This window comes from Mediterraneibacter sp. 210702-DFI.5.30, from assembly GCF_020560115.1.
Taxonomy (GTDB): domain Bacteria; phylum Bacillota; class Clostridia; order Lachnospirales; family Lachnospiraceae; genus Mediterraneibacter; species Mediterraneibacter faecis.
Genome location: NZ_JAJCME010000021.1, coordinates 1 through 20,269, shown reverse-complemented (window position 1 = coordinate 20,269; position 20,269 = coordinate 1). Strand labels below are relative to the sequence as shown.

Annotated in this window: 19 protein-coding genes and 2 pseudogenes; 8 read left to right on the top strand and 13 right to left on the bottom strand. The window is 36.1% G+C overall.

The genetic code is table 11. From position 1 onward, the window contains the following. Window positions 1–221 precede the first annotated feature (221 nt). Both LI126_RS14230 and LI126_RS14225 read right to left on the bottom strand, forming a co-directional pair. Complete coding sequence (locus LI126_RS14230; RefSeq protein WP_442919975.1) at window positions 222–557, bottom strand: PadR family transcriptional regulator; 336 nt, start codon at window positions 555–557, stop codon at window positions 222–224. A gap of 588 nt (window positions 558–1,145) precedes the next feature. Beyond that, the gene (locus LI126_RS14225) at window positions 1,146–2,555 is read right to left on the bottom strand and encodes a relaxase/mobilization nuclease domain-containing protein (RefSeq protein WP_117499487.1); all 1,410 of its coding nucleotides are present in this window, start codon (window positions 2,553–2,555) and stop codon (window positions 1,146–1,148) included. A gap of 70 nt (window positions 2,556–2,625) precedes the next feature. Here LI126_RS14225 and LI126_RS14220 point away from each other — a divergent pair, with 70 nt between their 5' ends. Continuing rightward, complete coding sequence (locus LI126_RS14220; protein WP_227165622.1) at window positions 2,626–2,826, top strand: hypothetical protein; 201 nt, start codon at window positions 2,626–2,628, stop codon at window positions 2,824–2,826. A 103-nt stretch (window positions 2,827–2,929) separates the two neighbouring features. Here LI126_RS14220 and LI126_RS14215 read toward each other — a convergent pair whose 3' ends face one another. Further along, entirely contained in the window at window positions 2,930–3,982 is a 1,053-nt protein-coding gene (locus LI126_RS14215) for an AraC family transcriptional regulator (RefSeq protein ID WP_117570003.1), read from the bottom strand. Between the two features lie 186 nt (window positions 3,983–4,168). On the opposite strand from LI126_RS14215, the gene LI126_RS14210 reads away from it, so the two are divergent. The 7 genes from LI126_RS14210 to pgmB all read left to right on the top strand — a co-directional run bounded on the left by LI126_RS14210 (window position 4,169) and on the right by pgmB (window position 13,146). Beyond that, window positions 4,169–5,671, top strand: coding sequence for a sugar ABC transporter ATP-binding protein (locus LI126_RS14210; RefSeq protein WP_117499483.1), 1,503 nt, complete (start codon window positions 4,169–4,171; stop codon window positions 5,669–5,671). Window positions 5,672–5,682: 11 nt separating this feature from the next. Then, window positions 5,683–6,684, top strand: coding sequence for an ABC transporter permease subunit (locus tag LI126_RS14205; RefSeq protein ID WP_227165621.1), 1,002 nt, complete (start codon window positions 5,683–5,685; stop codon window positions 6,682–6,684). Between the two features lie 114 nt (window positions 6,685–6,798). Beyond that, window positions 6,799–7,962 carry a substrate-binding domain-containing protein gene (locus LI126_RS14200; RefSeq protein WP_117499481.1) on the top strand — a complete coding sequence of 388 codons (1,164 nt, stop codon included), beginning with the start codon at window positions 6,799–6,801 and terminating at the stop codon, window positions 7,960–7,962. Window positions 7,963–7,986: 24 nt separating this feature from the next. Continuing rightward, entirely contained in the window at window positions 7,987–8,976 is a 990-nt protein-coding gene (locus LI126_RS14195; protein WP_117499479.1) for an ABC transporter permease, read from the top strand. A gap of 212 nt (window positions 8,977–9,188) precedes the next feature. After that, entirely contained in the window at window positions 9,189–10,724 is a 1,536-nt protein-coding gene (locus tag LI126_RS14190; RefSeq protein WP_207658273.1) for an alpha-L-rhamnosidase-related protein, read from the top strand. 3 nt (window positions 10,725–10,727) lie between these two features. Continuing rightward, window positions 10,728–12,485 carry a glycoside hydrolase family 3 protein gene (locus tag LI126_RS14185; RefSeq protein ID WP_117499475.1) on the top strand — a complete coding sequence of 586 codons (1,758 nt, stop codon included), beginning with the start codon at window positions 10,728–10,730 and terminating at the stop codon, window positions 12,483–12,485. A 16-nt stretch (window positions 12,486–12,501) separates the two neighbouring features. After that, window positions 12,502–13,146: a beta-phosphoglucomutase gene (gene pgmB / locus LI126_RS14180; protein WP_227165620.1), complete on the top strand. Its 645-nt coding sequence runs from the start codon at window positions 12,502–12,504 to the stop codon at window positions 13,144–13,146. A 70-nt stretch (window positions 13,147–13,216) separates the two neighbouring features. Here the strand turns inward: pgmB and LI126_RS14175 are convergent, their stop codons facing one another. The 10 genes and pseudogenes from LI126_RS14175 to LI126_RS14135 form a co-directional block, all read right to left on the bottom strand. Further along, window positions 13,217–13,780, bottom strand: a complete 564-nt coding sequence (locus tag LI126_RS14175; protein WP_117499472.1) for a helix-turn-helix domain-containing protein — start codon at window positions 13,778–13,780, stop codon at window positions 13,217–13,219. A gap of 40 nt (window positions 13,781–13,820) precedes the next feature. Continuing rightward, a complete protein-coding gene (locus LI126_RS14170) occupies window positions 13,821–14,228 on the bottom strand; it encodes a helix-turn-helix domain-containing protein (protein WP_117499470.1) in 408 nt (135 codons plus the stop codon). A gap of 18 nt (window positions 14,229–14,246) precedes the next feature. Further along, window positions 14,247–14,477: pseudogene (locus LI126_RS16335) on the bottom strand (YunG family protein); the annotation flags it as partial. 1,036 nt (window positions 14,478–15,513) lie between these two features. Further along, window positions 15,514–16,008: a DUF3368 domain-containing protein gene (locus LI126_RS14165; RefSeq protein ID WP_117499468.1), complete on the bottom strand. Its 495-nt coding sequence runs from the start codon at window positions 16,006–16,008 to the stop codon at window positions 15,514–15,516. Beyond that, a complete protein-coding gene (locus LI126_RS14160) occupies window positions 16,005–16,295 on the bottom strand; it encodes a hypothetical protein (RefSeq protein WP_117499466.1) in 291 nt (96 codons plus the stop codon). Before LI126_RS14160 ends, LI126_RS14165 begins: the two co-directional genes overlap by 4 nt. Window positions 16,296–16,712: 417 nt before the next feature. Further along, window positions 16,713–17,006 carry a type II toxin-antitoxin system RelB/DinJ family antitoxin gene (locus tag LI126_RS14155; protein WP_117499464.1) on the bottom strand — a complete coding sequence of 98 codons (294 nt, stop codon included), beginning with the start codon at window positions 17,004–17,006 and terminating at the stop codon, window positions 16,713–16,715. 41 nt (window positions 17,007–17,047) lie between these two features. Beyond that, a pseudogene (locus LI126_RS14150) lies at window positions 17,048–18,408 on the bottom strand (site-specific integrase). 1 nt (window position 18,409) lies between these two features. After that, window positions 18,410–19,378 carry a helix-turn-helix domain-containing protein gene (locus LI126_RS14145; RefSeq protein ID WP_117499460.1) on the bottom strand — a complete coding sequence of 323 codons (969 nt, stop codon included), beginning with the start codon at window positions 19,376–19,378 and terminating at the stop codon, window positions 18,410–18,412. 52 nt (window positions 19,379–19,430) lie between these two features. Beyond that, window positions 19,431–19,619 carry a helix-turn-helix domain-containing protein gene (locus LI126_RS14140; RefSeq protein WP_117499458.1) on the bottom strand — a complete coding sequence of 63 codons (189 nt, stop codon included), beginning with the start codon at window positions 19,617–19,619 and terminating at the stop codon, window positions 19,431–19,433. Window positions 19,620–19,897: 278 nt separating this feature from the next. Continuing rightward, window positions 19,898–20,269: ImmA/IrrE family metallo-endopeptidase (locus LI126_RS14135; protein ID WP_227165619.1), on the bottom strand; the 372-nt coding region annotated here is incomplete at its 5' end.

Below are 20,269 nucleotides of genomic sequence, written 5' to 3'. Positions count from 1 at the left end.
ACCATAGAAGACCTTGCTGTTATTAGCTATTTACAGAAAAAGTTTCACATACTCTATAATGAAATGAGATCTTTACGGAATAACTCAGAATCAAAGAGACTAATCCCTTTAGCACGAACATATTTTATAATGCTATCAATTTCTTTTTGTTGATTTTCAGTCATTTTTTTATAGACATGTTATTTTCAGTCTCTAGTTTTTTTAATATGTTTTTCATACACTCATACCTCCCTTTCTAAAATATAATTTACAAAACATTCTGTTTCTGTCCATGCAATAATAAAATCATTTAAATATTGTAATCCAATCTGTGTTATACGATAGTATTTTCTGGCAGGACCGATTGAAGAAGGTTCATAGTAGGAAGAAATATATCCTTTTTTTTCCAAACGCACAAGTAAGGGGTATATTGTACTTTCTTTTATAGTTGAAAATCCCGCTTCCGTTAAAAATAGAATAATGTTATAACCATAGGTGTTTTGGGTCGATAGTATTTTTAAAATACAACCTTCTAAAAGTCCTTTGTTCATTTGCGTACGATCATACAAAATTATCACCCCCCGACTACTATACAATACATAGTAGATACTTATATTCTAGCATTTGTATGGAATAAGTCAAGAAAAAAGTTGATCTTTATATACGATTTATTTTTTTATATTTGATTTTGTTTGTATCTTGAAAATTTAATACGAACTGGCGAAAGATATGATTTTTGAACCTATAGTTTATTGATATTTTGCAATAGTGATTCATTGGTTTTATGTTGCTTCCTTATTGGAAACATACAAATCTAAGCATCGGTGCCGTCTTTGATACTGATATCATTATTCTTCAGATAATCACGCATCATTTTTCGCATTGCTGCTTTTTGTGGGCTGTCTTTTCTTCTTGCCATAAAAATAACCTCCAAACTGAGTAATTTTATCTTACATCAGTTTGGAGGTTTACACAAACTTTGGGATGCTCCCGCAATAGAAAACTCTCACCAGTCTCTCTCTTCTTATTATTTGTTGTTTTTCTGTCGTCTCAATCACTTATAAAAAGTTGCTTTACACAATGTCTTTGAATGGAGTTCCCTTTGCTAATTCATTTTCAATATAAATTCATTTAAAGTAAGGTGTGTTGATTTAGCAATTATTTTTTTATCGCTCGATGTTTGTTAAACTATGAAATTCTATTTGTTGGGCAAATAGAATTTGACAGTTATTCAAGATAACAGATACCAGTTGCTTTTGTTGATGAGTTTGGAAAAATCGATGGTTTAGTTTTTTAGAATTATCGAAAGCTTTTTTTCTTTTTTCTTTTATAGAATCTAAAGAGGGAAATTTCGTACCATATTCAGAAAATTCCATTTTTAGAAACCGTTGAGCTTCTTCATACTTTTCAATTTTATCTCTATGGAGATTATGGTAGGACGTTTTATTTTCTGCTTTTAACATGGCTGAAAAGTATTTTTTGTTTGCATAATACTGACCGAGATAATGGATTTCTTCACTTAATCGAGTGATTTCTTTGTTCAGTTCCTCTTTTTGCTTCGATAATATTTCTATTTTTGTGGATAAGGTAGTGTAATCCAATTGTAATTGTTTCAAAGAATTAATCTGATTATCTTGTAGGAAGATAAGTGTGTTAGCCATTTGTTGCAAGTTACTGATTTTTACCTTTTGGGCATATCGTGTGTTTTGTTGAGCTTTTATACAATTCTGTAAATCGACTACAAGACGCAGATTTGAAGGGTAAGTAAATATTGCAATCGGATCTGTTTTATATATTGGTTCAATGCGTGTATTTTGATTCTTTTCGATTAAGGAAAGAATCACTTTTTTTGAGTATGCAGTTCCAAGAGCCCGTTCACTGATCGGGTTTTCTCGTTCGGGGTGCAGATAGCTGAAACGCCCTCTTTTATCACGTATATGAATTTTATATTTATCTCGAAGTAGCGTTTTAAATTCTTCAATTGCATCTGAATTATTTGCAATATCAAGGATGGCATCTTTGATATATTGTTTTTGTGTCTGATATTTTGTCTTGGCAGGATTGAGTCCATCCTTTATGATTTGCTGATTAATTTCATCTAGTTTGCGTTGGCCTTTTTGTGTGGCTTTGGATTCGGCATGAGAGATTTTATTTGTAATTGGAGGAAGGAGGTCTACTTGATTTAATCCTTCCCTTTCGCATAATTCCATGAGATCCATTTTTAGATATTGCAGCAATTGATTTGTTTGATGATATTTGTAGCCAGCTTTATGGTCACAATCTCGTTCCATGAAAGGTTGTACAGGGACATCATATTTTCTTAAACTATTCAGTACAATGTGGACATGAATATTCCCACTGTTGTTGTTTCCGTCAGTGTGAGTTGCGACTAAGATTTGATGTCCCGGAAAATTTTTTTTTGCATATTCCAGTCCAAGAGCATGGGCACGTTCTCCGGTGAGTCCATGTTCTGTGACATCTTTTGGATCAAGAGTTGCTGAAGCTGTTGGATGAATTGAATAAGAGATAGTGAGAAATAATGGTGGGACTGCACTATAAAGTGATAGTCTCACCATTATTTTATATTTCATATTGCGCTATGTAAAACATCTATGATAACTGGAAAGCGAGGGAGAACAGATGCAAATGCGTAAAGCATTACAGGAATTAGAACAGCGAGGTGTAGAGGCTGGACGAGAATTCGGTGAAAAAGGATTAGTAAAAAAATTAGTTAAAAAGAAACTTGCCAAAGGAAAGAGCGTTGAAGTGATTGCAGATGAACTGGAGGAAGAGGTGTCGGCAATCCAACGGGTTATTGATGAAATCAAAGCAGAAAAACAAGAATGAAGATTTCTGATTTTGATGACTTAACTGAGAATAAAATAGAGTAAAATAAATGAAAGAGGAACTAATACTCGCGAGTGTGAGTGGCAGTTCCTCTTTTTCGTATTTAAAAACGTCGGTTCTTTGCGGCTTGCTTTCGAAATGCAGAAGGCGTGATACCGGTGTGTTTTTTGAATTGACGAATATAATGTTCAGGGGTATCGTATCCAATTGCTTCGGCAATATTAGCGACCGTCATGGTTGTATTTGTCAAAAAGTCTTGTGAGCGTTCGATTCGAACGGTTCGTACAATTTCTGTGTAAGTCATCCCCATAAGATCTTTAATCAGGCGGGAGGTATATTCGTTAGAATAATGAAAGCGTTTAGCTACTGTGGATAAAGTTACATCACGATAATTATCTTGAATATATTGAATAATAGCATATCGCTGTACATCCATACGATCATTAAAAAGTGGCATTTGTACAGATTCTGAATAATTTCTCACCAATAGATAAAAGACTAACAAAAGAGTATTCGTAATGCAGTGATAAAAATATTCTTGTTTGTTCATGTTTTCCCAGAGCATCCAGATAAAAGACTCACGAAGTGTAGGGTCTATACCTGAATGAAAGAGGATGTAGTCATTTGCACGTTTTGCATAAATATTATTTAGAAAGAAAGACGACAATTTATTTGGTATGTTCAGAAAATTATAAAACATACTGTGAAGCGTACTTCTACGCAGCATGATATTAATAACAATACTGTCATCAAATACGGAGATAGAGTGATCCACACCAGGGGGAACTACACAGAAATCTCCTGTTTTCATAGAAATTGTTTGTTCGGAAATTGTTTGCTTACATGTCCCATCATATATATATACAAGTTCAAAAAAAGTATGTGAATGGACAATGGCGGGACTATAACGATTATGCTTTTGAACCACAATACTATCTTTATCAGTTACATCAAAAAAGAAAGAGTCTAGAAATTCTGGAGGGATTGTTTCTGGAACTTCAGGAATTAATAGATGTCGTTTCGTAATTTCTTTAATATTTTGTCTGGCAATATAAGCATGAATTTGTCCTGACTGTCTTGCTTCATACTGTTCTTTGTAAAATAATTCTTCACTATTCAATTGATAAATACAATGTCTTAATTCAGTAACATCCATTTAGAAAAAATCCTCCACTTTAAAAATTTCTCATCTAAAATATTAAAATAATGCAATTAATACAACTTATTTTAATAAATAGAATCAAATAAGTCAATAAAACTGGGATGAATTGTGAATTTGAAAATAAAATAATCAGAATATAATTGAGACATAAACAGTTTTCAAGTGAACGGAGGGAAAAACATGAGTGGAGCAATTCTTGAGATGAAAAATATTTCCAAGAATTTTGGAAGTGTGATTGCGCTTAAGAATGTTAATCTGGAGGTATATCCGGGAGAAATCAGGGGATTGATTGGCGAAAACGGATCAGGAAAATCAACCATATCTTCAATCGCAGCAGGTATGCAAAAAGCAACAGTTGGAGAAATGTTTTTCAAAGGAAAATCCTGGGAGCCAACCAGTATGATTGATGCCTTGCAACATGGAATCGGAATGGTGGTTCAGGAAAGCGGTACAATTGGTGGAGTAACAGTAGCAGAAAACATTTTTCTGGCAGAGCTTGGACAGTTTAAGAACCGATTGGGTTTGATTAATAAAAGGCAAATGAATGCGAAAGCAACAGAAGCAATGAAAGCAATTGGTGTAGATTATGTGACAGGTAATATGCCAATGGTATCATTGGACTTTCAGACGAGAAAGTTAGTTGAGATTGCAAAGGTAATTATGAAAAATCCAGAAATTCTGGTTATTGATGAGACAAGTACAGCACTTTCACAGGATGGACGGCTTCTTATGTACAAACTAATCAAAAAGCTTCGCGACGATGGAAAAGCAGTGATTTTCATCTCGCATGATCTTGAAGAAATTATGGAAGTATGTGATACACTTACTGTTTTGCGTGATGGGAACCTGATTCGCACTTTTAAGAAAGAGGACTTTGATGCTGATGCTATTCGAACAAGTATGATCGGACGTGAATTGGAAGGCGATTATTATCGAAGTGATTTTATAGAAAGCAGTCAGCAGGAAACCGCGCTTGAAGCGAAGAACCTCTGTTGTGGAGAACAGCTTAAGGATGTCAGTGTTACTTTGAAAAAGGGTGAAATTGTTGGTGTTGGAGGATTGTCATCTTGTGGAATGCATGCATTAGGAAAAGCAATGTTTGGAGCACTTGCATTGGAATCAGGCAATGTACTGACAGGAGAGGGAGAAGTGATTACAACACCGCATATGGCGATTGAGAAAAAAATTGGATATGTATCAAAAGACAGAGATGTAGAATCTCTTTGTTTGTCAGCAAGCATCAAAGATAATATAGCGATTGCCGGAATGGAACAATTTGCAGTAGGAGGACATCTTATTACAAATGCGAATGAGAAAAAATATGTAAGAAAGCAAATACAAGATCTTTCTATTAAATGTTCAGATGAAAATCAGCTGACTGGACAGTTGTCAGGAGGAAATAAGCAAAAGGTTGTATTTGGAAAATGGATTGGCTGTGGAAGTGAGATTCTGATCCTGGATTGTCCTACAAGAGGGGTAGACATAGGGGTAAAACAGGCAATGTATCAGCTCATGATACAACTAAAGAAAGAAGGTCGGGCAATTTTATTGATCAGCGAGGAGTTGCCGGAATTATTAGGAATGAGTGATCGAATTTTAATTATGAAAGATGGACAGATTTCCCATGAATTTATGCGTAGTGAAAATCTGACAGATGCAGATGTAATTGGATATATGATATAAGGAGGTTCATTGTGAGTACAGAAAAAGAAAAGAAAAACGAGATAAATAAACATAAAATCTCACAGATTATTATCACTGTTCTTCCTTTTGTAGCTTTAGCAGTCTTGTTTGTTGTATTTGTGGCTGTGGTAACAATGAAAGGATATCGATTGGATATGTATCTGAAGATTGTTTTTAATGAAGGTGTTGTATTAGCAGTAGTAGCGACCGGGGCAATTTTCATCTATACACTTGGAACGTTTGATATCAGTCTTGGTGCAGCAACATTATTTGCGGCAACGATGGGAGTTGTTACATATAACAAAACAGAAAAGTTTGTTTTGATGATTTTGGTGATTTTTGTAGTGGGAATTGCCTGTTCACTGTTTAACTCTGTATTAGCATCAATATTCCATATACCGGCATTTGTCACTACTGTTGCAATGATGTCTGTATTATCAGCCAGTGCAGCACAGATCATTACAACGAAAGGTGGAGCACTTGGTGGCATCAGTATCCCAAGTGTGGTGGTGAAACCATATGACAATATGGTATTTAAAATCATAATGCTGGTTGTATTTTATGTGATTTGTTTCTTTATATTTAATCTTACAAAAGCAGGAAGAAGACAAAAATTTATAGGAGGCAATCCAATATGTGCAGCGTTAACAGGAATTGAATATAACAAATATACGATTATTGCCTTTGTTATGGCTGGAATTGGTGTAGGACTTGGCGCATTGTTGACGTTAATTTATACGCCATCCGTTACGACAACGACTGCATCAAGCATTGGAATGAATATTTTTATAGCGATTGTATTCGGTGGAATGCCAATATCAGGTGGAGCCCGATCCAGAATTCATGCAGCATTGGTCGGAGGATTTTCATTTATGCTTTTAAACGACATACTGGAACTCGTGATTGATGGAAGTGCGGCGTATGGAATTACACAGTTGATCAGTGCGATATTTTTCCTGGTCGTTGTATATGTGACAAGTATGAATTATAGATCAGCAATGTTACCAAGATAAAAATTTTTAACAAAGAATTTAACGCATTCGCGTTAGAGAAAGACGACACAAAAAGAAACGGGTTTTAGATGTGTAGTCGGTATAAAGAAGATAGGATTCAAGGAGGAAAAGAAGATGAAGCAAAGAACAAAAAAACTTGTAAGTATGTTAATTGTTGGAACTATGGCAGTGTCTATGCTTGCAGGATGTGGGGCAAAAAAGGAGACTGGTTCTGATAAGTCGGAGAAAAAAGAAAGCGCAAAGATAGGAGTCCTGGTTGCAGACGTAAGTGGGGAAGAAGCGCAGGGATTTCGTTCTTATTATGAGAACTATATTGCAGATAATTACGATGTAGAATTTTCTTATACAGATGCGCTTGAGAGTGCAGAAGATGAAAAGGCAGCAATTGAGAAATTCGCATCACAGGGATGTCAGGCGATTATTTCTTTCTCAAGCAGTGATCGTGCACAGCAGATAGAAACTTGCGAAAAATATGGGGTATATTATGCGGTTGCATCAGGAGTGCTTGATGACCAGCAGTATGAGACATATAAAACATATGAACATTTTGTAGGACAAGTAGGACCAAGTAACGAGACTGAATTCGAAGCCGGAAAAGATATGGGAGCTTACTATAAAGAAGCGGGAGTTTCTAAAGTTGCACTTTATGGGGCATTCGTTCCAAATCCAATGCATGTTTATCGAGTTGCAGGAGTTCTTGCAGGCTTGGGTTGTACATATGGCGGAGCAAGTGATATGGATGCAATTGTAGGACAGATTTTCCAGGATCAGACAGTAGATTTGTCAAAAGTTGCCGGAGATGTTGAGGTTGTAGCATATCTTCAGGGATATGGGGATACAACAACGGATGAGTTAAATGCAGCAATTCAGAAAACCCCGGATGCATTTATTTCTGTTGGTATGGCAACTACATTTTTCGCACAGTCTTTAAATGAAGCTGGAATTTCATTCTCAGATATCGATTCTTTTACAGCGACAAATGAAACTGCAATGAAAGAAGGGAAACTGACATATCTTTCAGGAAAATATTCTTCTTCTATCGGACCTGTCTTTGCACTTGTTATGAATGCAATCGATGGTAATGTGATTCGTGATGAGGATGGAAATGCACCGTCTATCAGTCAGAAGTATCTTGTTGCAACAGATGTTGAGACTTTTGACAAATATTATGTATCTGACAATGGTGATTCACCAATTTATGACAAAGAAACGTTGGATAATATCATTGGAGAAAATGTGACTTTTGATGATGTAAAAACATTGGTTGAGTCTAAATAGGAATAAAAGTGGAGGCTGTAAATCATGAGTACCCCTAAGAAAATAGCAGGAACTATGGTGATTCCAGTGCTGACATTTCTTATACTTGAAATGATTTGTATGGCACATGGAAATAATATAATAACAAATATGAAGAGTTTCGATAATTTTGTCGTTTATACAGCGATTGTTATGCTCACAACGATTGCTTTGTCAATCAATCTGAACAGTGGAAGATTCGATTTCTCCCTTGGGTCTATGGCGGCTCTGGCATCCATTATCGGAGCAAAATTAAGCTATGCGGTATTGGGTGGAGACGCAGGAAGTGCAGTGTTGATGCTGTTTGTTACGATCGTAGCCGGAGCTGTATTGGGGTTGGTATCCGGAGGAATTTATGTTTTACTTAGAATTCCTCCAATTATTACATCGCTTGGTGTGACATTGATCTACGAAGGAATTATGTATACGATAACAAATGGAAAGTATGTAATGGCAGAAGTACAGAATCCATCAATGTCAGGGTTCGTAGGGACATGGATCTATGCGGCTGCAATCATTGTGGTCGTATTGATCCTAAGCATTGTGATTTTTGATTACACACGTTTTGGGTATGATTATAAGGCGTTGAAAGATGGGCAAAAAGTAGCTGTTAATACAGGAATTCGCGAAATTCCAAATACACTTATCTGTTACACAATCTGTGGTGCGTTGATGGGAACAGTCGGCTTTTTAAATGCGGCAAGAAATACGACAATTAATGGTGGACAATTGAACTTCAGTTCCATTGCAATCATGTTTACAGCATTTCTTCCAATGTTTATTGGATCCTATATAAGCAGATACAGTAATGAGAAAGTTGGATTTTTGTTAGCAGCGGTGTGTATGTCTCTTCTGAATTCCACATTCGCAGTTTTATCCAATGTGGTGACAGCGTCCATGCAGTCCATTATCAATGCGGTATTACTGGTAGTTTTTCTGATTTATCTGAATAATGAAAAATTATTGGTGAAGATTTTCTTCGGAAGAAGAAACTGAGAAAGTCGTTGAAGCCCTATTGGAACCAACCATTAGGGCTTCATTTATTATATATTAGGAAAGTCCTTTCCTAATATATAATAAACGCTCCGCTAAGGATGCGCACTGCAGCGTGCAAGGTAGATGTCGCAAGCGACCGCTGCAGGCACCAGAATATGCCAAAGCACATTCTTTGTTCTAAACAAATCTAATATAAGGAAATGATAGCAGACATGAAAAATCAAGAATTTTTAAATAAAGCATTAAGGCTCCTTCCTACGTTAAAAGAAACAAAAGTTGAGGTAGCGCAGACAGTTGAAGTATATAAAGAAGACAGTGAAATAAAAATCGAAAAAACGGAAACATATTCGGACAAACAATTGAATAAAGGAAGCAGAATTTATTTAGATTTTGGAAATCATCAGGTGGGATATTTGCACTTGAAATTGGGATATACAGGAAGTCATCCAGACGCTCCGGTATGGATGCGGATTCATTTCGCAGAAAATCCTGTCGAGCTTTTTGAGAATGCGAAAAATTACAGGGGATGGATTTGTTCATCCTGGATTGAAGAAGAGCAGATTCATATTGATACGATACCATCAGAAATAAAACTTCCGAGAAGATATGCATTTCGTTACGTAATGATTGAAATACTTGATCTTAGCAGCAAATTTAATTTGGTTGTTGAAAATGCTTTTTGCATAGCAGTTTCTTCTGTAGATGATGAAGAATTATGTGAATTTCAGGCACAGAGTAAACAGCTTGCCAGACTCGATCAGATTGCATGTCGTACACTTCATAATTGTATGCAGACGGTGTTTGAAGATGGACCGAAAAGGGACCGAAGACTTTGGATGGGAGATTTAAGAATGCAGGCGTTGGCAAATTATGAGACGTATCAAAAAAATGATATGGTGAAAGCATGTCTGTATTTATTTGCAGCTCTTCCTATGCAAGATGGAAAAGTTGGCGCGTGTCTGTTTTTAGAACCTGAGCCGGAAGTTGATGATACACAAATGTTTGATTACTCTTTATTTTTTATCAATACTCTTTGGGATTATTATAAAGCGACAAATGACAGGGAGACACTAGAAGAGCTATGGCCAACGGCATTAAGGCAGATTGAACTTGCAAAAGAGCATCTGGATGAAGAATATCTGGTTCGAGATTCAGATGTTTTGGGATGGTGCTTTGTTGACTGGAATTTAAATCTGAATAAGCAGGCTTCAGCGCAGGGAATTCTGTTATATGCTCTGTCAGCAGCAATTCGAATCACTCAAGTATTGGGAGAGGTTCTGGAAGAAGAAAAATTAGCAGAGTTGTATTGCGAATGTAGAAATGCGGCAAATGTACGGCTGTGGGATAAAGAAAAACAGTGTTATATCAGTGGAAAAGACAGGCAAGTATCGGTTGCATCACAGGTTTGGATGGTACTCGGAGAAGCAGTGGAAGATTCAGCAGCACAGCAGCTTATGGATCGGGTAGAGAATCTGGATAATGCAGAAGGCATGGTCACTCCGTATATGTATCATAATTATATAGATGCTCTGTTGCATGTGGGAGAAAAGAACAAGGCATTACAAAAGCTGGAAATATATTGGGGCGGAATGGTACGTCTGGGAGCGGACACATTCTGGGAGTTATATAATCCAGAAAATGCTGATGAATCTCCGTATGGAGGAACGATTGTGAATAGTTATTGTCATGCGTGGAGCTGTGGACCAGCATATTTTTTGAGAAAATATTTTAAGATGAAAGAGGAATAGAATATGGCGAAAATAAATATGAAAGAAAATCCGTTCTTTTTGGATGAAGAAGCACAGGAGTGGGTACTGGATACATGGAAGAAGATGAGCCTGGAGCAGAAATGTGGGCAGGTATTCTGTCCTATGGGATTAGGAAATGATCCAGAATTATTGAAGCATTTGACACAGGATATTGGTGTGGGAGGATTAATGTATCGTGCGGATACTACGAAAAATATTCAGCAGACGCACAGGATGCTTCAGGAATTTTCGGATATACCACTTCTGTTGGCAGCAAATACAGAAGCAGGCGGAGATGGTCTTGCGCTGGAAGGAACATCATTTGGTAAGCCGATGGCGGTTGCAGCGACAAATAATCCAGAAAATGGATATCGTATGGGACTTACAGCATGCAAAGAAGGAGCTGCGCTTGGATTGAACTGGTCGTTTGCACCAATTGTTGACATTAATTATGACTTCCACAATCCAATTACGAATGTACGTACATTTGGAAGTGATCCAGAGAAAGTGTTGGCATTTGCATCAAGATATCTGGATGCAGCAGATGAGTGTGACGTAGCAGTTGCAATCAAACACTTTCCAGGTGATGGAGTGGATGAAAGAGACCAGCATATATTGACCAGTGTAAACTCATTTTCTACAGAAAAATGGGATGAAACTTTCGGTTATGTGTATAGCAATTTGATTCAGAAAGGCGCAAAGACTGTGATGGTAGGTCATATTGCACAGCCGGCTTATGTAAAAGCAATCAATCCGAATGCAACAAGAAAAGAGATGCTGCGTCCGGCATCTCTATCACCGGAACTTTTAACGGGATTGCTGAGAGGTAAGCTGGGATTTAATGGTTTGATCAGTACAGATGCAACGCCGATGGTAGGATTTACAGCAGCAATGAAAAGATGCGAGGCAATTCCACAGGCAATTGCAGCAGGATGCGATATGATTTTGTTTAATAAGAGTCTGGAAGAAGATTATGGATATTTACTGACGGCAGTAAAAGAAGGAAAAGTCAGCGAGGAACGTTTGGACGAAGCTGTACTTCGGATTCTTGCAACAAAAGCTTCCTTACATTTACATGAGAAGAAGAGAACTAAGACACTGGTTCCAGGAGAAGAGGCAATAAAGATTGTGGGGTGCCAGACACATAAAACATGGGCGAAAGAAGTGGCAGATCAGGCAATTACGTTAGTTCGGGATAATCAGAATCTTCTTCCGATTTCTCCGAAAAAATATAAGAGAGTGTATCTGAATGTAATTCAAAAAGACTCGAATCCGGATAGCCCTTTTGTTCAGAAGTGGAAAGCACAGTTTGAAAAAGAAGGGTTTGAGGTTACGGTAAGAGATCGGCGTACTGCAATTACAGTAGAAGATTTCATAGAGCCAGAAAGAATGACACCGGAAAAAGGAAAATTGATGCATGAGATGTACCGCAGTGTGGAAGAAATGAAACAGGATTATGATTTGTATGTTTACATTTGTAATATGGAAAATGCATCGAATAATACAACTTTGAGACTGAATTGGAATGTTTGTTTTGGCTTGGGAGATGATGCTCCATGGTTTGTATCAGAAATCCCGACAATGATGATTTCAACAGCATATCCGTTTCATTTATTTGATGCACCAATGATAGATACTTATATTAACAGTTACAGTGGAAATCCGGAGTTTATTCAGGTAACGATGGAAAAAATTATGGGGCGTTCAGAATTTTGTGGGGTAAGCCCTGTGGATGCGTTATGCGGAAAGGATTATATCTGATTTGGAGGCGGAAGAAGTGAAGATAAAAGGATTGATTTTTGACCTGGATGGGGTTCTTGTATTTACAGATAAATTTCATTATCAGGCATGGAAAACTATGGCAGACGAACTTGGGGTATATTTTGATGAGACGATTAATCATCGGCTTAGAGGTGTAAGCCGTATGGACTCTCTGGAAATTATTCTGGAACGTTACGAAGGACCAGACTTAAGTTTACGTGAAAAGGAAAAACTGGCTGAAAAGAAAAACGAAATTTACAGGACGTTACTAGAGTCAATGACACCAGACGATGTGACAAAAGAAGTAAGAGATACATTGACAAAACTTCGAGAAAAAGGATATAAATTAGCGATTGGATCATCCAGTAAGAATGCAAAATTTATTCTGGAAAAGGTAGAATTGAAAGATGCTTTTGATGCAATTTCGGACGGAAATAATATTACAAAGTCAAAACCAGATCCGGAGGTATTCTTAAAAGCGGCAGAGTATTTGGGATTACCGCCAAAAGCGTGTATGGTTGTGGAAGATGCGGAAGCAGGAATCGAAGCTGCAAAAAAGGGTGGCATGTACGCAGCTGGAATTGGAGAGGCAGCAAAAAGTATAAATGCCGATGAGTCTTTAAAAACATTTTCGGAGCTGGTGGATATTGTAGACAAATGAAATAGTGAGAATGTGAGAAGAGCATGCTAAAAATAAGGGAGAGACTGCGTTGTTGGTCTCTCCTTATATTTTATAATTTAATTTTCCTCAGATATTCAATCAATATAAAAGAATACTCATACGCAACCATCGTTTCTTCCTGCGTAATATCCAGATCAAACAGTTCTTCCATTTTATTAAGCCGGTAAAAGAAGGTACTTTTATGAATATGTAGTTCATTCGCGGTGCGTACAGCATTCCATCCGTTCATCAGATAAGACCGAAGTGTATTGGCATAATCCGTGTTCTGCTCCTGATCATGGCGGATGATTTTATAGATATCTGGATGAATGGTTGATTTCAAAGTCGTAAAGTCTTTACATAGCGAGAATGTATGTTGCAGAAAATGATTCCGGTAATAGACGATATAATCCTCTGGAATCAAAGTGTGCTCTGAATAAAAAGAGGACAAAAAAGCAGCCTGTTTGTAATAAATGTGATTTTCTGTAATATTCTCATATGGGAAGCTTATATATGCATACAACTGATGAAATTGAAGGAATGCATAGAATTTGGTCAATGTCTTTTCGCTGAATGGCCGGTAGGAATCGCACGGCAAAAAGACGGTCAGTTTTCCGTAAAAGAACACTGCCATACTGTTTGGCAGGATTGTTAAACTCCGTCCCTATTTGGTCCTATCTGGTTTTATTGTGATATTCCAATGGGGTCATCCCAAAACACTTCTTAAACGCTTGTCTGAAATTACCGATATCTGAATACCCTAATTCCTCGGAAATAACCGCGATGGAAATATCTGGATTAGTAAGCAGGCGGGTAGTCTGGTTCATACGTAATTGCTGGATATTTTCGCTGAAACTCATACCGGTGCTGGATTTGATAATCCTTTGTAATTGTCGTTCGCTGTAATTGAAGAAAGAGGACAATTCTTTCAAAGTAACTGTAGCGAAATGCTCCTGTATATATTTCAAGATGAATATCAGGTTTTCATTCTGGTCATCTTCAGCTAGTGACGGAACGATAACATTTGCACCATGATTGCGAAGCAGTGTAATGAAAAATGCATCGATAATGGAATTGAGCATCCGGTTTTTGTATTGACGGTTTCCAATAAATTCTTCATAGTGGCCATTGATTTTATTGAAGTAATGTGTTCCTCCACCATCAACTTTTAATTTGTGAATCGTGCCGCCAAATAGATCATAAACGAGTGTTGCAGTTATTGCACATTGTCCATATGTAGGGTCATTATCATAATCATAATCTTTTTGACAACTTGGGTAAGCCGTTTCTTTACACCAAACATTTAATAAAACATTAAATAGCTGATCAATTGTGCTTATGGTGGGATTATTTCCATCCTGCCTTTGGATATCTAATGTATGTTCTCTTCCATAGTATGAAATAAACTAGAATTTTTTATAAATCTAGTCTGAACGGGCATGCCATTCGTTCGTTAGCAGGGCTAACTCTTAAATATAGATTTCAGCTAATTGATGTTTGCAGGATTCAAATCGGATGAGTGAATTTACTTTACTTTTCTCTATTTTACATCCCTTTTCTTTGGTTAATAAGACCACTTTCCCAAATGTTAGCAGGACTGTAAATTTTTCTTGTTAGCAAAGGACTGCTTTTTATTAGCTGTCAGCTAACATTTTTATGGATTTGTTAGCAGAAACAGCTGATTTTCAAAGCAATTAATTTTTCGAAAAAAAGAAAAAAGCGGATAACGATTTTGCTAATCAGCTAATCATTTCCGCCTCTTATCAAGCGTTCCCTGTAGGAATCGAACCTACAATAAAGTCTTAGGAGTTATACAGGGAGCTGTCAATATTTGATAGTTTCTGTATGAAAAAGCCCGATTTTTCTTATGAAAAATGGCTTTCCAATTTTTATCCAGTCAATTTCTGTAATCTGCTATAAACCTTAGATAAATGCAACTTGTTAGCAACTTTTTAGCTACAGCTAATATTGGGGAAAGTATGTAATGATACTAACTACATCAATCCTATGACTACCATTCCCTTAGATGCGGAAATGATATCTATATTTAATTGACTAGATTTATATTTATAATATACAACGTGAGCGTGTATTTGTCTATGGGAATTTCGACTACTTTTTATCTTTTCAATTATGCCGGAGTAAACAAATTAATTCGATTACTGGAAGAGGCACTGTTTATCACAGAGTTAAAATAGGAGATGAAGACACTATAACTGTTTATCGAACTTCAAAAGGTAAAATTTATAAAAACAGGTGAATAATAATACAGATTTTTTCATACAAAAAACTGACCTAATCTCGAAAAAAATATCGAGAGGGTCAGTTATATAAAGATTTCACACATCATCATAAAATCAAAAATATTTAATCTTTTAATCTGCTTAACAGCATTTGATAATGCCTCTGTCCAATATGGCGTCCGGCGTGCTGCAGACCGGCAATACATTCTCTGACTTCGTCAGAAGACAGTTCATCTTCTTCATAAGCAGCCATAAGAATTCCTATTGTTCCCATGATTCTAAGCCCCATCTGAGCTGATATGTTTCTTCCCTTTGCTTCATCCATCAATAACAGGTCTGCTTTTAATTCATCTGTCAGAACAATTGCTTCACTCTCACCCTGATCAAGACCTGTTGCTCTTTTTAATATGTTGGTTGATTCAGGATTGTTTACAGGTTTAACCACAATAAACTTCTTCTCTCTAATCTGATCAGCTTCTAGCCGAAATCGTTCATCATCCGTTAGCTCATCAAATACTGCCTGTGGAATCAAAACATCTCCAAACAGTTTTTTCAGCAAATCTAAACGATTAATTTTAAGAAGTGATATTAGCGGTGTTGTATCAGAGACAACAATCATACCGCAGCCTCCTTCTTTTTAAGTTCTCTAAAAGTGTTCAGTTCATCATCTAAATCATCCATTGTCATATCAAAATAGGAATATCCTAATTTATCATACAGATTAATTAATTCTGACTTTCTGATTCCCAGAATTTCAGCTGCACGGCCATGAGATATTGTCTGATTTAGGATATATGGATACAATAACAATGCATTTCGAGTAAGTTCTGCATCTGGATTCATAGTTATCAAATATTTCGACATTCCTACTGGAACATCAATAGTTACAGATTCTTTTGTTACCATAATATCACATCCTTCTGTTGAAAAAACCTGTTCTTCTTTTCTATATTATATCCATTATTCATATTTTCTACAACTGATTTTTAAATTATATACGCTACTGCATAGAAGTGAGAATGAAAGATTAACATTTATTCAGGCAGATTATCTTAACTTATAATTCGGACCACTTCCAGATGACTCATTTTTGGATGAGTTAGAAATGGGGATGGAGTGATGAATAAGATTTGTTCTATTATTTCAAATTTTACTAAAATAGCCGATGCAATTTCAAACTTTTACAAAAGTTAAAATACATCGGCTGAATTCTTGATAAACATATGTTGATTTCTACTTAAAACTGCCCCTTATATTATAGCGAGAAGCAGATACTATATAAACTAGTTCAAGTCTTCTTCTGCTTCAGCTGTTACAACTACTTTATAATCCATATTTTCCTCTCATATCTGAAATCACATCATCTGCATTTTGGTAATTTCCCTTTTTTGAAGATTCTCTGGATTGTTCCAGTCTTTGAAGCATCTCTTCTTCTGTCATAGATGCATAAGGACTATGCACAGTTCGTTTTATTTCAAATGGAAATCCATTGTATGCAACCGCCTGTGTTAAAAATATCCTTATTGCTGATGGTGTGTCAGTTCCAAGAGCTTTAAAAAGTTGATCTGATTTATTTTTTAAGTCATCGTCTACTCTGATTTGAATTATACTTGTCATTTTAAGTGTCTCCTTTTTTTTCTACATTATATGGTATTTCATCACTTCATTGTTTTAGCCAGTGAATTAAGCAACGCCCGCATTTCCGGATTCGCCAGAGCTTTCATCAATAATTCCATATCGACTTCTTCAGAAACCATATTTGGATCAAGATTATTTTTCTTGTAAAATGCATCTTCAAATAATTCAGCGTTCTTTTTTCTGTCTTCATCAATAATATGGGAATACACATCTGTAACCATATCTGTCTGGGAATGGCCAGAATCGCCCTGCACAGCTTTTATATCACCTTTATTGAGTTTTAATTTATAGGTGACACTGCTATGACGCAAACTGTGAAATACAACTTTGGGGAGATGATGTTCTTCAATTAGTTTATTGAAGGATACTCGAATTGTTCCGGATTCTAATGGAGAGCCAAATTCACTTGTCATCACTAAGTTGTAATCATTATATTCCTCTCCAAGGATTGCTTTTGTATTAAGTTGTTTCCGTTTCCATTTTTGCAGCATTTCGGCAACACTTCTTGGTAGAAAAACTTTACGTACACTACTTTCTGTTTTCGGTATTTTCAGAACAAGAAGAGTAGTATTCTTTGTATGACTTGAAGGAAAAACATACAGAATGTCTTTTGCATCCAAGGTATCCAAAGAACTTTTCTTGATTCGTTGTACTTCTTTATTTACAAATATATAGGATCTGTTTTCTTCGATTGCTTCGGTGGAAATATCTACACAATCCCAGGTTAAACCAAGCAGTTCCCTCATACGTAAAGTACAGGAAAAGGCCAAATTAATAGCAAGCTTCAACCGTTCATCTTCACATACATCTATTGCATAGAAAATGGTTTCTGCATTCCATATTTCACGGTGCTGAGTTTTGTGTTTTGGTACAGAAGCAAGCGTACAAGGATTTTTTTCTATTAATTCCCATTTCATTGCTTGTTTGAAACAGCTTCGGAGTATTTTGTGAATGTCTTTTATTGTACTTGGCGATACATATTCATGCTTTTTCTTTCCAGTTGCCGAATTTATGACAGATGGGGTTATTAGAAGTTTTTTATAATACTGTTCAATAAATCTTGTATTAATATCTTCAAGTTTTACATTACCAATAATTGGAAGTATATAATTGTTGATTACACCCATATTTCCCTCATAAGTTGAGTAGGTCCAGTTTTCTTTTCCATATAAGGAATATATTCACCAATCAGTTCTTCGACAGTCTTGCAGTTACGGACAACAAAGTTTCCAAGATTCTGTTTGAATTCAATTTCCTTTTTACGTCTCAATGCTTCAGCACGGGTTGGATAAGTTTCCCATTTCTGTTTCCTGTTTCCATTTCCATCGATATAGGAGTAAATTACACTGTATTTATCATTTCTCTTTCTTATAGACGCCATATTATTTAGTCCTTCCTTCCATTTCTCGGATTTTTAACCATTCTTCAAATTCCTTGCGATCAATACGGACTCGACTTCCTATCTTGATAAATGAAAACTTTTTTTCTGACATCCATTTTGATATCATGCCACGGCTGATCTTAGCTAATAGAGCAGCTTCATCCATCGTTAAATACTTCAAGTTTCCATTCACCGCACGATTATTAGAAGTTAATAATTTTGAAGTACGATAATTAGAAAGCGTCGGATTCTTTTCTTGTTTTACTTCTTTATATTCGGTAATTGGACTCAATTGATATGTGCTCTGAGCTTTCAAGAATCTTTGGAAACTATCTTTGGTTATTCGTTTTTTATCTCCAATTACTACAATTTCGAAATAGGAACAATATTGCTTATTTCTTAGCAAGGAATAGACATTGTTTCTTTTTATTCCAAGTAATCTTGCCATCTCAGGCATTGTTATGGATTCCGCTTCAATTTTGGCATCTTTTTCTTTATCTTGCTGGGTTCTGTAATGAGATTGTCCTTCATACCAGCTCCAAAAGGATTTCTTAGGAATTCGTTTCCAGTAATCTACGATAATAACTTCAAAAATATCCTTTTTCATTAAATCATATACGCAGCTTTCACAAATGCCCAATAGCTTTGAAATGTCTTTAACAGAATATGTTTTATTCTTCAGCTCTAGTCCGGGTTCTTCTCCCGTGACTTTATGATATTTTATCTGGTTGGCATACCACTTTTCAAAACTATCAATATTAATCCGTATTTTTCCGTAATATTCTTCATGCAGAAATAAATCTTTATGTAACAGCCAATAGCGGTCTGTCTTCTTAAGCCCTAATAAGTTTCCCATTTCGGAAACTGTCATCCATTTTTTCTTTACGGCAGGCTTCTTTTTGTATGGGCTGCTACGGTTAATATCATTAATCAGAGCCTGAACAAGTTCTTCTTGATCATTTACATTCATTTTCGTCACCTCATCAGTAATATACCTGTCTTAAGTAAAAATGGGTAGGATGTCAAAAACTATCCGTTTCAGATTGTCCATCCAACCATAGATCAAAACTCTTTTTGGAAATGCGATATCGACTTCCTTCTAACTGGATCCAATGAAATTCCTTTCTTTTGAGTAATGCATAAACGGCTGGACGACTGATTCCTAATATTTCTTGGATTTCCTTTACTGTGTAACATCTTTTCTGACTCATATGATTTACCTCACTTTCTGATTTGTTATTGTCTACATAGGTAGAAACGTTTTAGGAGGCTTATACAACCATTTGACTCAACTTTTTTATTTTTATTAGAAAATTACTGCTTTTAACTACAAATAGCTGCTTCCCCAAAAAGGAATGCAGCTATTTAGTAGTAATCTTTGATAATAATTTAAGTTAAAAGAAGTTATGAATAGAAGAGTAAGGAAGGATCGCATCAGCTTTTTTACATGCTTTGGTATAGGCTTCTACAACAGTTCTTTTTCGTTTTTTTATTTTGCTAGGAAATTGCTCTGTATCTCCATCGGCATATGGTATGCGTAACCACGCTTTGTGAGGCTATACAATTTAAAGCTCATAAGTTCAGGACTAGCATACAATGAACTGCAAAGCCCAAAGTAATCTAAGTCTTCATTCTGTACCATCTTAGCAATATCTTCATCATCTATCAGCAGATCAGCAGCGAACAGATTTGCCTGATATTCTGTATTATCCATCATATTGTAAAGAGTATCGTCTTTCATCGGAGCCATTTTCAGTTGAGAACGATGCAGAATGATGTGTCCTAATTCATGAGCGGCAACAATTTTCTTTTCTTCTTCTGAAAGGAAACTGCTAATCATGACATAAATCGTTTTGCAACT

Bases quoted from the DNA above. Each gene is read 5' to 3' on its own strand.
- LI126_RS14195 (WP_117499479.1), top strand. From the start codon at position 7,987: ATGAGTACCCCTAAGAAAATAGCAGGAACTATGGTGATTCCAGTGCTG.
- LI126_RS14175 (WP_117499472.1), bottom strand. From the start codon at position 13,780: ATGGCAGTGTTCTTTTACGGAAAACTGACCGTCTTTTTGCCGTGCGAT.
- LI126_RS14190 (WP_207658273.1), top strand. From the start codon at position 9,189: ATGAAAAATCAAGAATTTTTAAATAAAGCATTAAGGCTCCTTCCTACG.
- LI126_RS14170 (WP_117499470.1), bottom strand. From the start codon at position 14,228: ATGCTCAATTCCATTATCGATGCATTTTTCATTACACTGCTTCGCAAT.
- LI126_RS14200 (WP_117499481.1), top strand. From the start codon at position 6,799: ATGAAGCAAAGAACAAAAAAACTTGTAAGTATGTTAATTGTTGGAACT.
- LI126_RS14185 (WP_117499475.1), top strand. From the start codon at position 10,728: ATGGCGAAAATAAATATGAAAGAAAATCCGTTCTTTTTGGATGAAGAA.
- LI126_RS14165 (WP_117499468.1), bottom strand. From the start codon at position 16,008: ATGATTGTTGTCTCTGATACAACACCGCTAATATCACTTCTTAAAATT.
- LI126_RS14220 (WP_227165622.1), top strand. From the start codon at position 2,626: ATGCGTAAAGCATTACAGGAATTAGAACAGCGAGGTGTAGAGGCTGGA.
- LI126_RS14155 (WP_117499464.1), bottom strand. From the start codon at position 17,006: ATGACAAGTATAATTCAAATCAGAGTAGACGATGACTTAAAAAATAAA.
- LI126_RS14215 (WP_117570003.1), bottom strand. From the start codon at position 3,982: ATGGATGTTACTGAATTAAGACATTGTATTTATCAATTGAATAGTGAA.
- LI126_RS14160 (WP_117499466.1), bottom strand. From the start codon at position 16,295: ATGGTAACAAAAGAATCTGTAACTATTGATGTTCCAGTAGGAATGTCG.
- LI126_RS14210 (WP_117499483.1), top strand. From the start codon at position 4,169: ATGAGTGGAGCAATTCTTGAGATGAAAAATATTTCCAAGAATTTTGGA.
- LI126_RS14145 (WP_117499460.1), bottom strand. From the start codon at position 19,378: ATGAATGTAAATGATCAAGAAGAACTTGTTCAGGCTCTGATTAATGAT.
- LI126_RS14140 (WP_117499458.1), bottom strand. From the start codon at position 19,619: ATGAGTCAGAAAAGATGTTACACAGTAAAGGAAATCCAAGAAATATTA.
- LI126_RS14225 (WP_117499487.1), bottom strand. From the start codon at position 2,555: ATGGTGAGACTATCACTTTATAGTGCAGTCCCACCATTATTTCTCACT.